The organism is Micromonospora sp. SCSIO 07396 (assembly GCF_053667945.1).
This window is the reverse complement of sequence record NZ_CM132210.1, coordinates 2,754,523-2,769,975: the sequence shown is the minus strand read 5'-3', so window position 1 is coordinate 2,769,975 and position 15,453 is coordinate 2,754,523. Positions and strand designations below refer to the sequence as shown.

At 71.3% G+C, this 15,453-nt stretch carries 21 protein-coding genes; 3 read left to right on the top strand and 18 right to left on the bottom strand.

Annotation, left to right across the window (positions count from 1 at the left end; translation table 11 throughout):
- Nucleotides 1-14 precede the first annotated feature (14 nt).
- The 15 genes from ACWCHM_RS11840 to ACWCHM_RS11770 form a co-directional block, all read right to left on the bottom strand.
- Nucleotides 15-887 (bottom strand): NAD-dependent protein deacetylase, encoded by an 873-nt coding sequence (locus ACWCHM_RS11840; RefSeq protein ID WP_454222444.1) that lies wholly within the window; start codon nt 885-887, stop codon nt 15-17.
- Between the two features lie 60 nt (nt 888-947).
- Entirely contained in the window at nt 948-1,583 is a 636-nt protein-coding gene (locus tag ACWCHM_RS11835; RefSeq protein ID WP_454222443.1) for a hypothetical protein, read from the bottom strand.
- Complete coding sequence (locus ACWCHM_RS11830; RefSeq protein ID WP_454222442.1) at nt 1,580-2,809, bottom strand: globin domain-containing protein; 1,230 nt, start codon at nt 2,807-2,809, stop codon at nt 1,580-1,582. Before ACWCHM_RS11830 ends, ACWCHM_RS11835 begins: the two co-directional genes overlap by 4 nt.
- Nucleotides 2,810-2,811: 2 nt before the next feature.
- The gene (locus ACWCHM_RS11825; protein ID WP_454223065.1) at nt 2,812-4,014 is read right to left on the bottom strand and encodes a nitric oxide synthase oxygenase; all 1,203 of its coding nucleotides are present in this window, start codon (nt 4,012-4,014) and stop codon (nt 2,812-2,814) included.
- Between the two features lie 368 nt (nt 4,015-4,382).
- Complete coding sequence (locus tag ACWCHM_RS11820; RefSeq protein WP_454222441.1) at nt 4,383-4,991, bottom strand: MerR family transcriptional regulator; 609 nt, start codon at nt 4,989-4,991, stop codon at nt 4,383-4,385.
- A gap of 177 nt (nt 4,992-5,168) precedes the next feature.
- Entirely contained in the window at nt 5,169-5,633 is a 465-nt protein-coding gene (locus ACWCHM_RS11815) for a bifunctional nuclease family protein (RefSeq protein WP_088647333.1), read from the bottom strand.
- Between the two features lie 181 nt (nt 5,634-5,814).
- Complete coding sequence (gene ftsR / locus ACWCHM_RS11810) at nt 5,815-6,510, bottom strand: transcriptional regulator FtsR (protein ID WP_204960313.1); 696 nt, start codon at nt 6,508-6,510, stop codon at nt 5,815-5,817.
- A gap of 50 nt (nt 6,511-6,560) precedes the next feature.
- Entirely contained in the window at nt 6,561-7,013 is a 453-nt protein-coding gene (gene odhI / locus ACWCHM_RS11805) for an oxoglutarate dehydrogenase inhibitor Odhl (RefSeq protein WP_145919984.1), read from the bottom strand.
- A 217-nt stretch (nt 7,014-7,230) separates the two neighbouring features.
- Nucleotides 7,231-7,611: a glycine cleavage system protein GcvH gene (gene gcvH, locus ACWCHM_RS11800; RefSeq protein WP_204959778.1), complete on the bottom strand. Its 381-nt coding sequence runs from the start codon at nt 7,609-7,611 to the stop codon at nt 7,231-7,233.
- Nucleotides 7,612-7,664: 53 nt separating this feature from the next.
- The gene (locus ACWCHM_RS11795; protein ID WP_454222438.1) at nt 7,665-8,618 is read right to left on the bottom strand and encodes a DUF881 domain-containing protein; all 954 of its coding nucleotides are present in this window, start codon (nt 8,616-8,618) and stop codon (nt 7,665-7,667) included.
- Between the two features lie 9 nt (nt 8,619-8,627).
- Nucleotides 8,628-8,960: a small basic family protein gene (locus ACWCHM_RS11790; RefSeq protein ID WP_007071104.1), complete on the bottom strand. Its 333-nt coding sequence runs from the start codon at nt 8,958-8,960 to the stop codon at nt 8,628-8,630.
- A complete protein-coding gene (locus ACWCHM_RS11785; RefSeq protein ID WP_204959776.1) occupies nt 8,957-9,910 on the bottom strand; it encodes a DUF881 domain-containing protein in 954 nt (317 codons plus the stop codon). The genes ACWCHM_RS11790 and ACWCHM_RS11785 overlap by 4 nt, the downstream gene beginning before the upstream one ends.
- Complete coding sequence (locus ACWCHM_RS11780) at nt 9,907-10,539, bottom strand: CDP-alcohol phosphatidyltransferase family protein (protein ID WP_454222436.1); 633 nt, start codon at nt 10,537-10,539, stop codon at nt 9,907-9,909. Before ACWCHM_RS11780 ends, ACWCHM_RS11785 begins: the two co-directional genes overlap by 4 nt.
- A 278-nt stretch (nt 10,540-10,817) precedes the next feature.
- Nucleotides 10,818-11,282, bottom strand: coding sequence for a MarR family winged helix-turn-helix transcriptional regulator (locus tag ACWCHM_RS11775; protein WP_454222435.1), 465 nt, complete (start codon nt 11,280-11,282; stop codon nt 10,818-10,820).
- Nucleotides 11,283-11,329: 47 nt separating this feature from the next.
- A complete protein-coding gene (locus tag ACWCHM_RS11770) occupies nt 11,330-12,505 on the bottom strand; it encodes a PP2C family protein-serine/threonine phosphatase (protein ID WP_454222434.1) in 1,176 nt (391 codons plus the stop codon).
- 145 nt (nt 12,506-12,650) lie between these two features.
- On the opposite strand from ACWCHM_RS11770, the gene ACWCHM_RS11765 reads away from it, so the two are divergent.
- Together ACWCHM_RS11765 and ACWCHM_RS11760 are read left to right on the top strand one after the other, a co-directional pair.
- Complete coding sequence (locus ACWCHM_RS11765; protein ID WP_204959772.1) at nt 12,651-13,553, top strand: universal stress protein; 903 nt, start codon at nt 12,651-12,653, stop codon at nt 13,551-13,553.
- A gap of 84 nt (nt 13,554-13,637) precedes the next feature.
- Entirely contained in the window at nt 13,638-13,847 is a 210-nt protein-coding gene (locus ACWCHM_RS11760) for a phosphatidylethanolamine-binding protein (RefSeq protein WP_204959771.1), read from the top strand.
- Nucleotides 13,848-13,931: 84 nt separating this feature from the next.
- On the opposite strand, the gene ACWCHM_RS11755 is transcribed toward ACWCHM_RS11760, so the two are convergent.
- Nucleotides 13,932-14,132, bottom strand: coding sequence for a hypothetical protein (locus tag ACWCHM_RS11755; RefSeq protein ID WP_281897485.1), 201 nt, complete (start codon nt 14,130-14,132; stop codon nt 13,932-13,934).
- 131 nt (nt 14,133-14,263) lie between these two features.
- On the opposite strand from ACWCHM_RS11755, the gene ACWCHM_RS11750 reads away from it, so the two are divergent.
- Entirely contained in the window at nt 14,264-14,920 is a 657-nt protein-coding gene (locus tag ACWCHM_RS11750; RefSeq protein WP_454222433.1) for a hypothetical protein, read from the top strand.
- Nucleotides 14,921-14,931: 11 nt separating this feature from the next.
- Here the strand turns inward: ACWCHM_RS11750 and ACWCHM_RS11745 are convergent, their stop codons facing one another.
- Both ACWCHM_RS11745 and ACWCHM_RS11740 read right to left on the bottom strand, forming a co-directional pair.
- Nucleotides 14,932-15,123: a hypothetical protein gene (locus ACWCHM_RS11745; protein WP_088645872.1), complete on the bottom strand. Its 192-nt coding sequence runs from the start codon at nt 15,121-15,123 to the stop codon at nt 14,932-14,934.
- Nucleotides 15,124-15,199: 76 nt separating this feature from the next.
- Entirely contained in the window at nt 15,200-15,397 is a 198-nt protein-coding gene (locus ACWCHM_RS11740; RefSeq protein ID WP_204959768.1) for a hypothetical protein, read from the bottom strand.
- Nucleotides 15,398-15,453: the final 56 nt, after the last annotated feature.

Sequence of the window (15,453 nt, the reverse complement as noted above, 5' to 3'; positions counted from 1 at the left end):
CCACCCGCGCGAGATCAACCCGCCGTCAGCAGACCCGACCCGGGTGGCACGACCGCCGCCACCCGGTCGGCGAGCACCGGCAGGAACCGCCCCAACGGGGCGTCCACCCGCAGCGCCGCATACCCGTCACCACGGGTCACACCCTGGTTGGCGATCACCACCGGAATGCCCGACTTCGCCGCCCGCAGCACGAACCGCCGCCCCGACAACACCGTCAACGACGACCCCAGCACCAGCACCGCCCGCGCCGCATCGACCATCGCGAAACACCGCGCCACCCGCGCCGCGGGCACCGTCTCCCCGAAGAACACCACGTCCGGTTTCAGCATCCCCGCGCCACAACATCCGCAGTCGACCATCCGGAACCCGGCCACCCGGTCGTCGTCGAGATCCACGTCACCATCGGGGTTCACCACCGCAAACGCCGCGTCGAAACCCGGATTCGCCGCCACCAGCCGCCGGTCCAGCTCCCCCCGCGGCGTACGGTCACCGCAACCCAGACACACCACCGTGTCCAGGCGGCCGTGCAACTCCACCACCCGCCCGCTGCCCGCCGCCGTGTGCAGACCGTCGACGTTCTGGGTGATCACCCCGTCGACCAGGCCGGCGTCCTGCAACCGGGCCACCGCCCGGTGCCCGGCGTTCGGCCGCGCCCCCACGATCGTGCGCCACCCCAGATGGCTACGCGCCCAGTACCGTCGCCGCGCCGCCGCATCCCCGACGAACGCCTGATACGTCATCGGCGTGTGCCGGCGGGCCACACCCGTCGGCCCCCGGTAGTCGGGGATACCCGACTCGGTGGACAGACCCGCCCCACTCACCACCACGACCCCACCGGCCGCCACCAGGGCAGCCACCGCGTCGATCGTCTCCGTCACCCGTCCCATGCTGCCTCAACGACCCCACCGGCGGCGACCCGCACGCACACACGTCCCGACCGGCGCGGATCAACCGCCCAGCACCGCCCGCAACTGCGCGCTGGCCCCACCGGCCGCCGCCGCGTCCGCCCGCAACTGCTCCGACTGCGCCGACAGATACGACTGCCACCGGTTGAGCTGCTGCTGCGCCGCAGCGACCGCCGCCAACGCCGCCGCATGCCGCTCCTCCAACGCCTGCAACTTCCCCGCCAACTCCGGCGACGGACCCGCAACCGACGACACCGACGCACCCACCTCACCGGCCCGCCGGTGCGCCTCGGCGAGAATCTCCTCCGCCTGCCGCCGCGCATCAGCGATGATCTCCGCGCCCTCCGCGCTGGCCTCACCGATCGTCCGGTTCGCCTCGTCCTGCGCCCGCATCGCCAACTCGACAGTCATCGGATCCGGCCCCTGCGGCGCGTTGCTCGGCAACGTCCCGTGCCGCAGCATCTCCACCTGACTCAGCAGCCCCTGGTTCTCCCGCCGCTGCCGCTCCAACTCCGCCGTCAACAACCCGATCCGGTCGTCAGCCGCCCGCACCACCGCCTCGACCTCGTCGGCGGACAACCAGTGGCTGCCCCGGAACCGCCGTTCCTCCAACACCGACAACTGGCGGGCGACCTCACCCTGTTCGGCCCCGACCCGGTCGGAGTGGTGGACGCTCATCGGGCACCTGTCCCACTGAAGTCGCGCAGGCCCACAGCACCGGCCTCGGCGAGCGGCGGATAGAGAGAATGATCATAGCTCTCCGTCAGGATCTGCTCCGGCGCCACACCCGAACGCACCAGAAGCGCCACCGTGTCCCGCGTCATCTCCGGACTCCCACACACCAGGACCTCCGTGTCCGCCCACGGCCCCAACCGCACCGCCGTGTCACCCGCCCGACCGATCGCCCCCTGCCAACCCCACCCCGTCTCCACCGTCGGCACATACCGCAACCAGCCCGTACCCGCATGCTGCCAACCCGCCGCCGGCGGCATCGCCGCCAACCGCGACAACGCCGCCTCGTCATACAGGTCATCCGGGGTACGACCACCCACCACCAACGTCGTACGCCGCCCCGCACCCTGCTGCACCGCCTCCACCACCGCCCGCAACGGCGCCAACCCCGTCCCCCCGGCGATCAACAACAACGGCAGGTGCGGCGACCTGTCGTACGACGACAACGCCGCCCCCGTCGGATGCCCCAACAACAACCGCTCACCCGCCCGCAACCGACGCACCAGATGCGTGGAGAACCGGCCCGCCGCCCGCACATGGAACTCGATCGTCCCGTCCGCCCGCGGCGCGTTCGCCGGCGACAGGTACCGCCACGTCCGCAACTGCGGCACCTGCACCGGCAACGACTGCCCCGGCCGGTAGTTGCACAGATAGTTCGGCCGCACCGTGAACACCATGATGTCGGCGCGACGACGCTCCGCCGTCACCACCTCCGCCTCCCAGTGCGGCGGCGACGACCGCTCCGCCTCCGCCGCCCCGTCGAGCATCATCTTCGCCACCAACTCGTACGCCGCCGCCCACTGCGCCCGCAACGCCGGCGTGAAGTACGGGCCGAGGAAACGCTCCAACGTGGCCAGCAACGCCTGACCCACCCAGATGTAGTGCCGCTCCCCCAACGCCACCGGATTGCCCCGCTGGTCGTGGCCGTGGAACCGCCGGTGATCCGCACCCAACCGCTGCGCGAACACCGCCAACGCCTGCGGATCATCCAAACTGGTGATGATGTGCCCCAACGCGGCCAGGAGCTTGTCCTCCTGGTACTGCATGTTCGTCGGGAACATCGACCGCGCCTCCGGCGCCACCACGAACAACGTGGCATAGAAATACTTCGCCGCCTCCGGCCCGGCAGCGGAGAACTGGCTCCAACTCTGGCGCAACGCCGCGCTGTCCATCGTCAGTCCTCCTGCGCGCGAGCCACGTCGTGACGCTCACGCAACGTCATCGCCACCACACCATCCGGATCGTAAACGCGGTCAGTCTGCCAGAGATTCGGATTCGGGACGCGGGTGTCGTAGTACCGGTGATGCACCGCATGCAACGCCGCCCACCCCACACTCCCGTTCAACCACGACCAGTCACCGTGCACCGGCCGACCCGCCCGCTCCTCCTGCGCACAGAACTTCATGAACAACTCCGACTCGGTGTGCGGATCGGACACCCGCACCCCCGCCACCCGGAACGAGTGCAGCACCGCCTGGTTCAACACCAACGCCGCATGCTCCCGCCACAGGGTGTCCTCCCGCGACGTGTCCAACCCCAGCCCCGCCGCCACCACCGGCAACTGGTCGTACCGCCCCCGGTCGCCCATGTTGCGGGTCCCGATCTCGTCACCCAGATAGTGACCGTTGAACGGCGCGCAACTGTAGTCGACCCCGCCGATACGCAGACGCATGTTACTGATCACCGGCAGCGCATGCCAACGCAACATCAGATCCGCGAACCACTCATGGTCCGGATGACTCAACGCCACCTCCCGCACCAACTCCCGCGGCACCTCCCACACCGACGGCGACTCGTGCGCCGTCTCGATCACCCACGGCAACAGATCGAACCGACCCGGCACCGGCGGCGGCCGCCACCCCAACCGGCGGGCCGCCCGCACCATCGCAACCTGCGCCGGATCACCCAACACCCCACCATCGGCACGCACATGACCGCAGTACCTGATCAACTGGTCGTTCCAGATCCGCGCCCGCGGCCCCACCCCCGGCCGATCCGGCGCGAACACCGTGATCACCGACTGGATCCGACCCCCGTTGTCCCCCGCCGCCAGATGCGCCGACAACTCCTGCGCGATCCCCGCCGCCGTCGTCACATGCCGACGGTCCCGCACCCGCAACCCCGCCCACCGCACCCGCCCCACACACCGCGCCGACTGCCGCCACGCCACCTTCGCCCCGTACACCAACTCCTCCCGGGTGTGCCGGTACGAGCCGGTCAACGCGACCTCCTCACGCACCTCCGCCAACCGCGCCGCCAACCCCGGCAACTGCCGCTCGGCGTGCAACGCCTCCAGGAACTGCGTCGCCTCGGCCAACACGTCCCCATCGGAGCCCACCGGCCCGGCAGACGACGCGGCGGTGACCGGGCAACGCAACCCGGCAGCATGATCGGCGACAGCACCGCCGGCCCGCGCGGAACCCAGGCCGTAGTGATCGATATGCACGTCGGTTCGTTTCCCGTCCTCGGCGGGACCACGGATGCGACCCCCGCACCATGCTCCACGCATCAGCTCGACGCCACCACCAACCGTCACTCACCGTGACCCAGCCGGTGTCTCTGGTGATCGCCCTGGACAGGATTCCTCGCCGGACCACACCTGTCAACAACAGCCCTCCACCCGGGAACGTCCACCAAGGACAGCCACCACCCCAGGTCACACCCCACATCGATACGACAACCAACCCCACCCGGACACGACGACGCCGCGACCAGAACCCGGCCGCGGCGTCCACACCACCTCAATCAACCCGCCCGACGCCGCGCCCGCCGCGCCGCCAACTCGTCACCCACCACCCCCGACGACACACCCTCCTGCACCGCCGGAGCCACCTCACCGCCACCCGGCACCGCCGGCTCCGCCGGCAGATGCGACAACGAACCCTGGATCTCCTTGAACGCCCCACCGATCGCGATCCCGAACACCCCCTGACCACCCTGCAACAGATCCACCACCTCCTCCGGAGACCGGCACTCGTACACCGTCGTCCCATCCGAGATCAGCGTGATCCCCGCCAGGTCCTCCACCCCACGCGACCGCAACGCCTCGATCGCCTTACGGATGTTCTGCAACGACACCCCGGCGTCCAGCAACCGCTTCACGACCTTCAACACCACCAGATCGCGGAACGAATACAACCGGGACGTCCCCGAACCCGACGCGTCCCGGACACTCGGCACCACCAACGTCGTCCGCGCCCAGTAATCCAACTGGCGGTAACTGATCCCCGCCGCATGACAGGCCGTCACACCCCGGTACCCGACCGCACCGTCACCGTCCACCGGCACCGACGACGACACCGCCCCCGACTCGCCCCGCTCCACACCTGGCTCAGGCTCCCGCGGCTCGTGCATCCCGACAACCTCCCCGTCAGTGCGGTAACACGCCGGTGCCACCGACGCACACCCCTCGACACGGCAACCCTAACGCCGCACCAAGGGGTTACCACGGAGAAACAGCCGCGACACGCCGCGCGACGACACACCACACCACCGGCACCGCCACCACGGCACCCACCACCACGCCAGCGATCAGCCCGCGAAATCCTCCGGACGCACCTGCTCCAGGAACTCCCGGAACTTCTCCACCTCATCCTCCTGCTCGTCGGGAATCACGATCCCCGCCTCACTGAGGACCTGCTCCGCACAACGAATAGGCGCACCCACCCGCAACGCCAACGCGATCGAATCACTCGGCCGGGCCGACACCCGCACCCCGTCACCCAGCAACAGATCAGCGTAGAAGACGTTCTCCTTCAACTCGGTGATCTCCACCGCCCGCAACGGCGCCTGCAACGCCGCCAGCACGTCCCGCAACAAATCATGCGTCAACGGCCGGGCCGGTTTGACCCCCTGCTGCTCATAAGCAATAGCCGTGGCCTCGACCGCACCGATCCAGATCGGCAGATAGCGGTCGCCCTCGACCTCCCTGAGCAGGACGATCGGCTGGTTGCTCGGCAGCTCCACCCGAACCCCGACCACGCTCAGCTCGCGCACCGCCGCCTCCGTGTCGTTGTCACCTACACCCGCACCGCGCCCCGTCCCTGCACGGTACACGGACCGCGACACGGCCGTCCCCACCGCACCAGCCCCGCGCACCACGCCGGAAAAGGATTACCCCGGCAAGCCTACGGCACGCTTCCCGGGGCAGAACCTTCCGCACACACCAACCCGACCCTCACCGACCCAACGTCGACCGCAACCCCACCCGCACCAACGCCGCATGCAACTGCTGCGACAACGCCACCAACTCCCGCGCCGTCTCCGCCGCCCGCGCCCGCGCCGCCGGATCAGACTGCCGCGCCAACGGCGCCACCAACTGCGCGAACAAACCCACCTCACGATCTGCCGACGACCGGTAACCCCGCAGATGACGAGGCTCCAACCCGTACGCCGCCAAACCCGCCACCGCCCGCGCGATGATCAACGCATCAGCGTCATACCACCCCGGCGGATCCGGCACCAACACCCCGAGCCGCTCCAACTCACCCAACGTCGACTCGGCGATCCCACTACGCGCCACCAGATCGGCCCGCCCGAGCCGCACCTGCGACTCAGGCTCCTCCACCGACCGGCCCGGCACCTCACCACCGGGACCCACCGCCACCAACGTCGGCCGCTGCCGACCCGGCGACTCCTCACCACCGTCCCACTGCGCCAACTGCTCACGAATCACCCGCAACGGCAGATACTGATCACGCTGCGCAGTCAACACGAACCGCAACCGGGCCACATCATCCCAGCTGTACTTCCGGTACCCCGCCGCCGTGCGCTGCGGCTCCACCAGACCCTCGGCCTCAAGGAACCGCAACTTCGAAATCGTGACGTCCGGAAACTCCACCCGCAGCTGACCCAACACCTCACCGATACTCATCAGCGGGTGCGACCGGGCCGACCCGGACGGCATGGAGGCCGCAGGCTCGTTCACCCCCGGCCGGCCTCCTCCTCCGGGCGAGGACCGGCAATGAACACCACCCGGAACTTACCGATCTGCACCTCGTCACCATTGCTCAACGTGGCAGCCTCCACCCGCTCCCGGTTCACGTAGGTGCCGTTCAGACTCCCCACGTCCCGCACCGTGAACGTCCCCGCATCCCGATGGAACTCAGCATGCCGCCGCGACACCGTCACATCGTCCAGGAAGATGTCACTGTCCGGATGCCGGCCACTCGTCGTCACATCATGGTCCAACAGGAACCGGGCACCCGCATTCGGGCCCCGACGAACCACCAGCAGCGCCATACCCGGCGGCAACGAGCCGGACATCCGACTCGGCACCACATCGGTGTCCGGACCCTCCAGCACTTCGTCCAACGAACCGAGATTGAGCGTCGAAGTGACGTCGAGCGGGGGGAACTCGTCGCCTGGGCGCGTCATGGGACCACCTCACGGATCAGTTTCGGTCAGCACAGGATAACGGCGGGTACGGCCCCCGGGAAGATCACCCGACGACTGGCTCCCCCTGCCCAACGAAGGCAATTACCCAACACTGCACCAATTTGGGGTTCTCGGTCGACTGGGCGAGCCTAGCCAGCGCCGAAATGCAGGGCAACCGGACGCGCGGCAGAAACACCCACGCCCGGCACGACACCACTCAGCTCTCAGTGAGCTCACGGTACGCGTCAGCGGTCAACAACCCGTCCACCGCCGCCGGATCCGCCGGCACGATCTCCACCAACCAACCCGCACCGTACGGATCAGAATTGATCACCTCAGGAGTGTCGGCCAACGCCTCGTTGCGCGCCGCCACCGTCCCGCTCACCGGCGCGTAGATCTCCGACACACTCTTGGTCGACTCGATCTCACCCAACGACTCACCGGCCTCCACCACCACACCGGAGTCCGGCAACTGGACGAACACGATGTCACCCAGCGCATCCTGCGCGAACTGGGTGATACCCACCCGGACGTTACCGCCCTCGGCACCCACCACCCACTCGTGCTCGGCGGTGTAACGCAGATCCTCAGGAATCACCAGCGCGTCCCTCATCCATCGGTGCACCGGACCACCCGGCGCGGCCGCGCCGGTCAGGAGACCGGACGGGCGTGTTCCAGCTTCAACGGCGCGTGCAGCGCCGAAACCTCGGCAACCTCACGATCCTCGACGCTCACGTTACCGCCGTCACCGCGAACCGATGCGGCCACCCCGCCCGGAATGTTCAACGCGGTACGCATCGTCTCCGGATCACCGATCACCGTGATCGTGTACGGACCCGTCAACGGCCGCCCGTCCACCACCAACACGTCCCCCGCCCCGTCCAGGAAGTACGTCGACGCGATGATCCGCGCCGACGCCCGATCCCCACCCGAGATCTGCATCGCCTCCGCACCCGCACCCCGCAACTCCTGCACCGCGTCCAACACCCGGTCCGCCCGGATCGGCTTGCCACCCGGCTCGAACCGCACCGCCAACCCCGGCCCCCGCGCCGGCAACGTACCCGCCAGGATGCCCAACTCGTCGGCCCGCTTCGTCGCCTCCTCCAACGCCGCCTGCCGACCCTGCTCACCCGAACGCAACTGCCGCTGGCTGTCCTCCAGGCCCTCGATGTCCTGCTGCAGACGCTTCTCCCGGGAATCCAGATCCGAGAAGATCCGCACCAGATCCTCCTGCCGGGTCGCCGCCAACGTCGGATCCGTCGAGGTCGTCTTCAACTGCACCACCAACGTGAACCCCAACAACGCCAGCAACGCCGCGATCATCACCCCCGCCGGAGACACCTTCCGCCCCACCGGACCCGCCGACGGCTGCCCCGAGGACCCGACCTCAGCCGACGCCACCTCCGCCAGGTTCACCGTCGCCCCGTCGTCGTCACCCGACTCCGACGGCTGCTCCCGCGACGGTTCCCCCGGCACCAACGGACTCAACTCGTCCGCATCCGGCGCGTCCGGCCGCGGATCCGGCTCACCCGCCGGCCCCACCGGACGCACCGGCTCCACCGGCTGCGGCCACCCGGTACCCGTCTCCCGATGCTCGTCGCTCACGACACCAACCTACGCCCGGAACAGGTGTCGACGGATCGCCGCCACATTCCCGAAGATCCGCACCCCCAACACGACCACCACACCAGTGGACAACTGCCCACCCACCCCCAACTGGTCACCCAGATACACGATCAGACCCGCCACCAGCACGTTCGAGATGAACGACACCACGAACTGCTTGTCGTCGAAGATCCGGTCCAACTTCGCCCGCACCCCACCGAACACGGCGTCCAACGCGGCCACCACCGCGATCGGCAGGTACGGCTGCAACGCCGCCGGCACCGTCGGGTCGAGATAGACCCCCAGCACCACACCGGCGAGCAACGCCAGCACCGCGATCATCGGACACCTCCGGAGGGGCGGGAAGACGAACCCGGACCGGACGACCCGGCACCGGACGAACCGACAGCACCCGAACCCGCCGGCGACGGACTCGGACTGACCGACGGCTGGGCGTAGCGTAGCCGTGGCTCCGGCGCGGCGGGCAACGTGAGGTCCCCGGCCCGACGCACCTCGAACGACAACCCGGTGTCCCGGGCCACCCGACGCATCAGATACGCCGACCGGCTGTCGTCGAACCGGTCCCGCAACGACCGCGGCCCGATCGCCGACACCTCGTACGGGCTGGTCACCGGACGGAAGTCCACCAGGATCGCCGCCCCCGCCGACCGGATCGTCGACGTCGCCGTCAACCGCTGCCCGTTGATCGCGATCGCCTCCGCACCCGAGGCCCACAGGTCGTTGGCGACCTTCTGCAGATCCGAGTAGATCACTCGCGACGGACCCGCCGCCGAGTCACCGTTGACCGCGCCGTCGTCCTGCGCCGCCGCGTCGGCCAACGTCACCACCACCCCGTCACCACGCACCCGGCCCAGCCCCGTGCCCGCCTCCAGGTTGCGCAACCGGGCCGCCTGCGAACCACTCAACGCCGCGTCCCGCTGCCGACCGACCTCCTCGCGCAGCCGCGCGGCCCGCGCGGTCATCGCGTCGGTCTCCGCCTCCCGCTGCTTGATCTGCGCGATCAACGCGGCCCGCGCCTGACTGCGGCTCGGCTCGTCGGCCATCGTCTCCCGGTACGCCACCGCGAACAGGAACCCCACCACGGCCACCACCACGACCGCCACCGCCCGCGCGGACGCGCCCCGCCACCCGGCGGTCGACGCCGGGTCCTGCCGCCGCCGGGCCGCCGCGTCGGCGTAACCCGGGTCCAGCGGGTTCTGGAACAACTCGGTGAGGAAGTCCGGGGTGAACAACCGCGCCGGCCGCTTCGACCCGTCCCCCGGCGCGCTCACGCGGCGGCCCCCCGCCGGGTCGCGCGGACCAGCCGGGCCGCCTGCACCACGTACATCGCGCCGGCCACCCAGTACAGCACCAGACCCCACCAGGCCAGCCCCCAGCCGATGGCCGCGGCGGTCGTCGCCGTCACCGACGTGGTCGCCGCCGCCAGCAGCAGCACCGGGAACGCGGCCAAAAGCAGGAAGGTGGCGGTCTTGCCGACGTAGTGCACGGGCGGCGGCCCGTAGCCGTGCCGGCGCAGCACCGCCAACGAACCGAGCAGCAGCGCCTCCCGGGCCAGCAGCGCCGCCGTGAACGGCCACGGCACCACCTCCCGGGCGGTGAAGGCGAGCAGCGTGGCGAGGATGTAGAGCCGGTCGGCCAGCGGGTCGAGCAGCTCGCCCAGACGGCTGACCTGCCCGAGCCGGCGGGCGATCCAGCCGTCCACCCAGTCGGAGGTGCCGCCGATGGCGAGCACCACGATCGCCGCCACGTCCGCCTCCACGACCAGGAACAGCCAGAGGAACAGGGGTACGCCGAGCAGCCGGACGAAGCTGATCAGATTCGGCAACGTCAACACCCGGTCGGCCGTGGCGTCACCGCCCGGTCCGCGCGGATGCTCTGCCCGAGCCGGCCGACGTGACACCGAACCTCCCCCCGCAGCACGATCCGGGCGCCCTCGTGGGCGCCACGGTCAGCCGTGCGCTTACCGGACCGGCGGATGCCGGTGTCTCGGTGATCCCGGGCCGGGACCTCCCCCTGGTGCGGTCCGGGGCACTCGACACCCCGGACCGGCAGCCACTATATCGGGCGCCCCTGGCCGGGCGGGTGGGGCGCGCTTTTGTCGGGGCGGTCCGGCGGTCTGTGTGGTGTGTCACCACCGCTAAGGCATCCTAGGACAATAGTGGAGGTCGTCGGAACGCCTCATGCGGTGCGGGCCGGGGTGTCGGGCTGCGCGGTGGGCGTGCCCGCGGCCTGGCCGAACGCCAGCAGTGCCAGCAGCAGCTCGTGCTGGGCCCGGGGCGGCATCCGGTCCAGCACCGCCTGCACCGCCCGATGCCGGCGTTCCCGCAGCTCGGTCAGCAGGGTCACCGCTGCGGCGGTGAGCACCAGCCGCACCTCCCGCCGGTCCCGGGGGTCCGGGGTGCGGCGCAGCAACCCGGTCGCCTCCAGCCGGTCACAGAGCCGGCTGGCCGAGGAGGGCACCACGTCGAGCAACTCGGCCAACCCGTTGACGTTCGTCTCCGGCCGGTCCCGGATCAACGCGAGCACCCGCAGCTGGGTCGGCGGGACCGCCACCTGGTGCCGGGAGGTGGCCGAATCGAGCACACCCACGAACGCCTCGGCCGCGGCATCGATCGCCGCAGCAAGATCCGGAGGTCGATCCACCCGCTGTCCCCTGCGATTGTCCGCTGTCGTAAGTCGCTGACGGCCGATCACCGTTCGCGCCGCCCGCCCGGCCCGCACCAGTCCAGGCACACGACGACGGCGTCGTCACGTAGATCAGTGTCGGCATGATAGGCGAACAGCTCGCGCATCACCGTACCAACCGCCTCCGTCGCCGGTTGCAGCCGAGTCGACCGCATCGACCGGGCCATCGCCCGCTCACCGTAGGCCTCCTGACCCCCCGGTCGCGCGTCGTACACGCCGTCGCTGACCACGAAGAGCCGGTCGCCGGGCAGTACGTCGAACTCCTGCACCGTGTAGCGGGTCTCGGCGAACATGCCCAACGGCAGCTGCTGCTCTAGGGCGATCCGCTCGACAGTGGTCCCCCGCAGCCGCAGCACCCGCGGCGAACCGGCGTCCACCGCCCGCGCCCGGCCGGTGGCGGTGTCCACCGACAACAACAGCGTCGCCACGTGCCGCTGTCCCCGGTGCTGGTAGAACAGCGTGTCCGAGGCCAGCTCCGCCTGCTCCACCAACCCGCCGCCCGAGCGGCGGGCGTTGCGGATGGCGTTGACGGTGAGCGCGGTCAGCATCGCCGCGGCCAGGCCGGTGCCGGCACCGTTGAGGACGGTGAGGGTGAGCCGCCCCGGGTCGACCGACCAGTCGAAGTGGTCACCGCCCACCGAGTACGCCGGTTCGAGCTGCCCGGCCAGCAGGAACGCCTCGTGCGTGACGCTGCGCCCCGGCAGCAGTTCCCACTGCATCTCCGCGGCCATGCTCAGCCGCTCCCGACGCCGCGTCCGCCGGTACCGGTCGGTCTCCCGGTCGGCCGCCCGCAACGTGGTGGCCAGGTCGACGGCCAGGTCGGCGATCAGCTCCACCGTCGGGTGGTCCGGGCTGCCCACCAGCTCGACCAGGAACACCCCCAGCCGCTCCCCCCGGGTGGTCAGCGGCGCCCAGACCCGGCAGCGCCCGCCGTCGGACGGGTCGCGCACCGGGTGCTGGCCGCTGAAACAGCGTTGCGCGGCGCTCTGACCGGTGAGCGAGCCGGCGGACACCTCCGGGTCGAGCACCGACCACAGCCCGCTGATCCGGTAGTCGGCCAGGAACGCGTCGACCCGTACCGCGGCCAGCTCCGACCGGAGGGCTCGATCGACGGCCTCCACCACCTGGTCGGGTGGGGCCTCACGTAGCGCACGCGACATCGCTGCGAGCGCGTCCGGCATGGTTGTCCTCCGAAATTCTTGCTACAGAGCAAGCATCATACGAAGCGGCCCGCCCGGGGCACCGCACCGGGCGGGTCACGGTGCCGGTATCGGCCCGCCCGGCCCCCGCCAGCCGCGATACTGAACCGGGCGGGAGGTGCGCACGGTGGACCCGACGGACGGCGCGGCGATCGTGGTGGGCGTGGACGGCTCGGAACCGGCGCTGCGCGCCGTCCGGCTGGCCGCGGCCGAGGCGGCCCGCCTGCGCCGGCCGCTGCGGGTGGTACACGGCTTCATCTGGCCACTGCTGCACACACCCGTCGACCCGGTCGCCGGCGACCCCCCCGGCGGCGGCCTGCGCCGCACCGCCCAGGACCTCGTCGAGACGGCGGTGACACAGGCCCGGACGGTCGACCCCGGCCTCCGGGTGACCGGGGAGATCATCGACGGCGAGGCGTCGGCGGTGCTGCTGGGCACCTCCCCCTCCGCGGCGCTGATCGTGCTCGGCGACCGGGGCCTCGGCGGGTTCGGCGCGCTGGTCGTCGGCTCGGTGGCGATCCAGGTCAGCACCCACGCCGACTGCCCGGTGCTGGTCGCCCGGGGCACCCCGGCCGACGATGGACCGGTGGTGGTCGGGGTCGACGGGTCGACGGCCTCCCGCGCCGCGGTGGACTTCGCCGCCACGCAGGCCGCCGCACGCGGGGTCCGGCTGCGGGCCGTGCACGCGTACACCCATCCGGCCTCCGCCGGCCCCGGGGACTTCCAACCCCTGGTGTACGACGAGGCCCGGCTGCGCGACGAGGAGGACGACGTGCTCACCGCAAGCCTCGCCGGGCTCGCCGAACGGCACCCCGGCCTGCCGATCGACCGGGAACCCGTGCACGCCCGCCCGGTCGCCGCCCTCACCGAGGCGTCCCACCGGGCCCAACTGGTGGTCGTCGGCGGTCGGGGCCACGGTGAACTGGCCGGGCTGCTGCTCGGCTCGGTCGGCCACGGGGTGCTGCACCGCAGCGCCTGCCCGGTGGCGGTGGTACGCACCCCCGACCGCACACCGTCGACCGGCCGGTGAGCCACCGCGCGGTCGACGGTGGTTGACCGCGCCGGGGACGGGTAGTCGGCGCGGGTACCGCAGGCGGACCACCGAGGAGGCGACATGCCAGGACCACGGCCGGGAAGCAACGCGTACGACAAGGAACGGGCGCGGCTGCGTGACCTGATCGAACAGTCGGGACGCGCGTCCGACCAGGAGGCCAACCAGGTGGCCAACCGGATCCTCCAGGAGGACCGGGGCCAGCGCGGCATGGTCCGGGGTGACCGGGCCTACGGGCCCAAGGGCGAACGTGGACCCGGCGACCCGAAGTGAGACGGCGCGGCCGGGCCGCCGCTTGCCAACCGGGGCGGCGGCCCGGCCGTCCGTGCGTCGCCGCCCGGTCGGGCGGCGACGCGGTCAGCGGCGGTCGCTGTCGTCGTCGGCGGTCGACCCGCCCGGACCGTACGGGGACGCCTGGCCACGGGGCATCGGGCGGCCCCGGTCCCCCGCCGAGCTGCCCCGGTTGGCCGGGTGACCGGACGCGCCCGGCACCTTGCTGTCCTGCACGGTCGGGTTCTTCCCGTCGCGGCGCATCTCGGGCTGCTGCACGTTCGTCACGGGTGTCTCCTTCCGGGTGGACGGGCGCGGATGCTCCGCGCCCACCGCCGGGTTACCCGCCAGCACGGTGCGCATGCCGACTGCCACGCCCGAGCAGGGCTGAGCGGCGTCAGGGCGGGTAGTACCGGGTGATGGGAGACGACCGACGGGTGGCCCGGACGCTGCTGGCCCGCCACGGCAGCACCTACGCCGAGGACGCCGGCATCACGCTGGCCGACCGGCCCGGCCCGCTCTACCAACTGCTGGTGCTCACCACGTTGCTGAGCACCCGGATCCGGGCCCAGGTGGCGGTGGCCGCCGCCCGCGAGTTGTTCGCCGCCGGCTGGCGGACCCCGCAGGCGATGGAGGCGTCGGGCTGGAAGGACCGGGTCGACGCGCTGGGCCGCGGCCACTACCGCCGCTACGACGAGCGGACCGCGACCATGCTGGGCACCGGCGCCCGGCTGTGCCTGGACCGCTGGCACGGCGACCTGCGGCGGATGCACCGGGAGACCGGAGGTGAACCGGCGGCGCTGCGGCGACGGCTGACCGAGTTCCCCGGGATCGGCCCCACCGGGGCGGACATCTTCCTACGGGAGGCGCAGACGGTCTGGCCGGACGTCCGCCCGTACGCCGACCGGCGCACCCTGGCCGGGGCCAGACGCCTCGGTCTGCCGGCCGATCCGCACGGGTTGGCCGGGCTGGTCGCCGCGCCGGACTTCGGCCGGCTCGCGTCGGCGCTGGTCCGGGTGGCCCTCGGCGAGGAGTCGGCGGGCGAGGTGACCCGCACCGCCGCCGCGGCCCGCTGAGGCGCGGCCGGTCAGTCGACCGGCTTGTTGCCCGCCGGCTTGGTCAGGTACCACACCAGCAGGGCGGCCAGCAGGGCCAACAGCACCACACCGCCGGAGACCCCGCCGCCGTCCTCGGTGGAGCGGTGCCCGGTCACCCCGAAGTAGATCACCGCGAGGCCGGCGAGCACCGCCAGAAATGTCCGTATTCCTCGGTCCTTCACGCCCGCACCGTAAGCGCGCCCCCGGCGCGCAGGCGGACAGTCCGAGCGGATTCCCCCGTCCGGGCGACACCCCCGGTCAGACCGTCTCCAGGTCGTCCAGGGAGATGGCGTGGCTCATCAACCAGCGGGCCAGCGCCGCCATGCCGAACAACCACAGCGGGGCCGACTCGGTGGTGCCGTTGGTGGCGAAGATGGCGAACCGCAGGTCCGGCGCCCGGTACGCCTCGATCCGCCAGCGATGGTTCCGGTCCCGCCAGACCGCCGAAGGGTCCATGGCGTCACGGTAGGCGACCCCGCGCCGGGCCGGAGGCGGTTCGCCGCCATCACGTC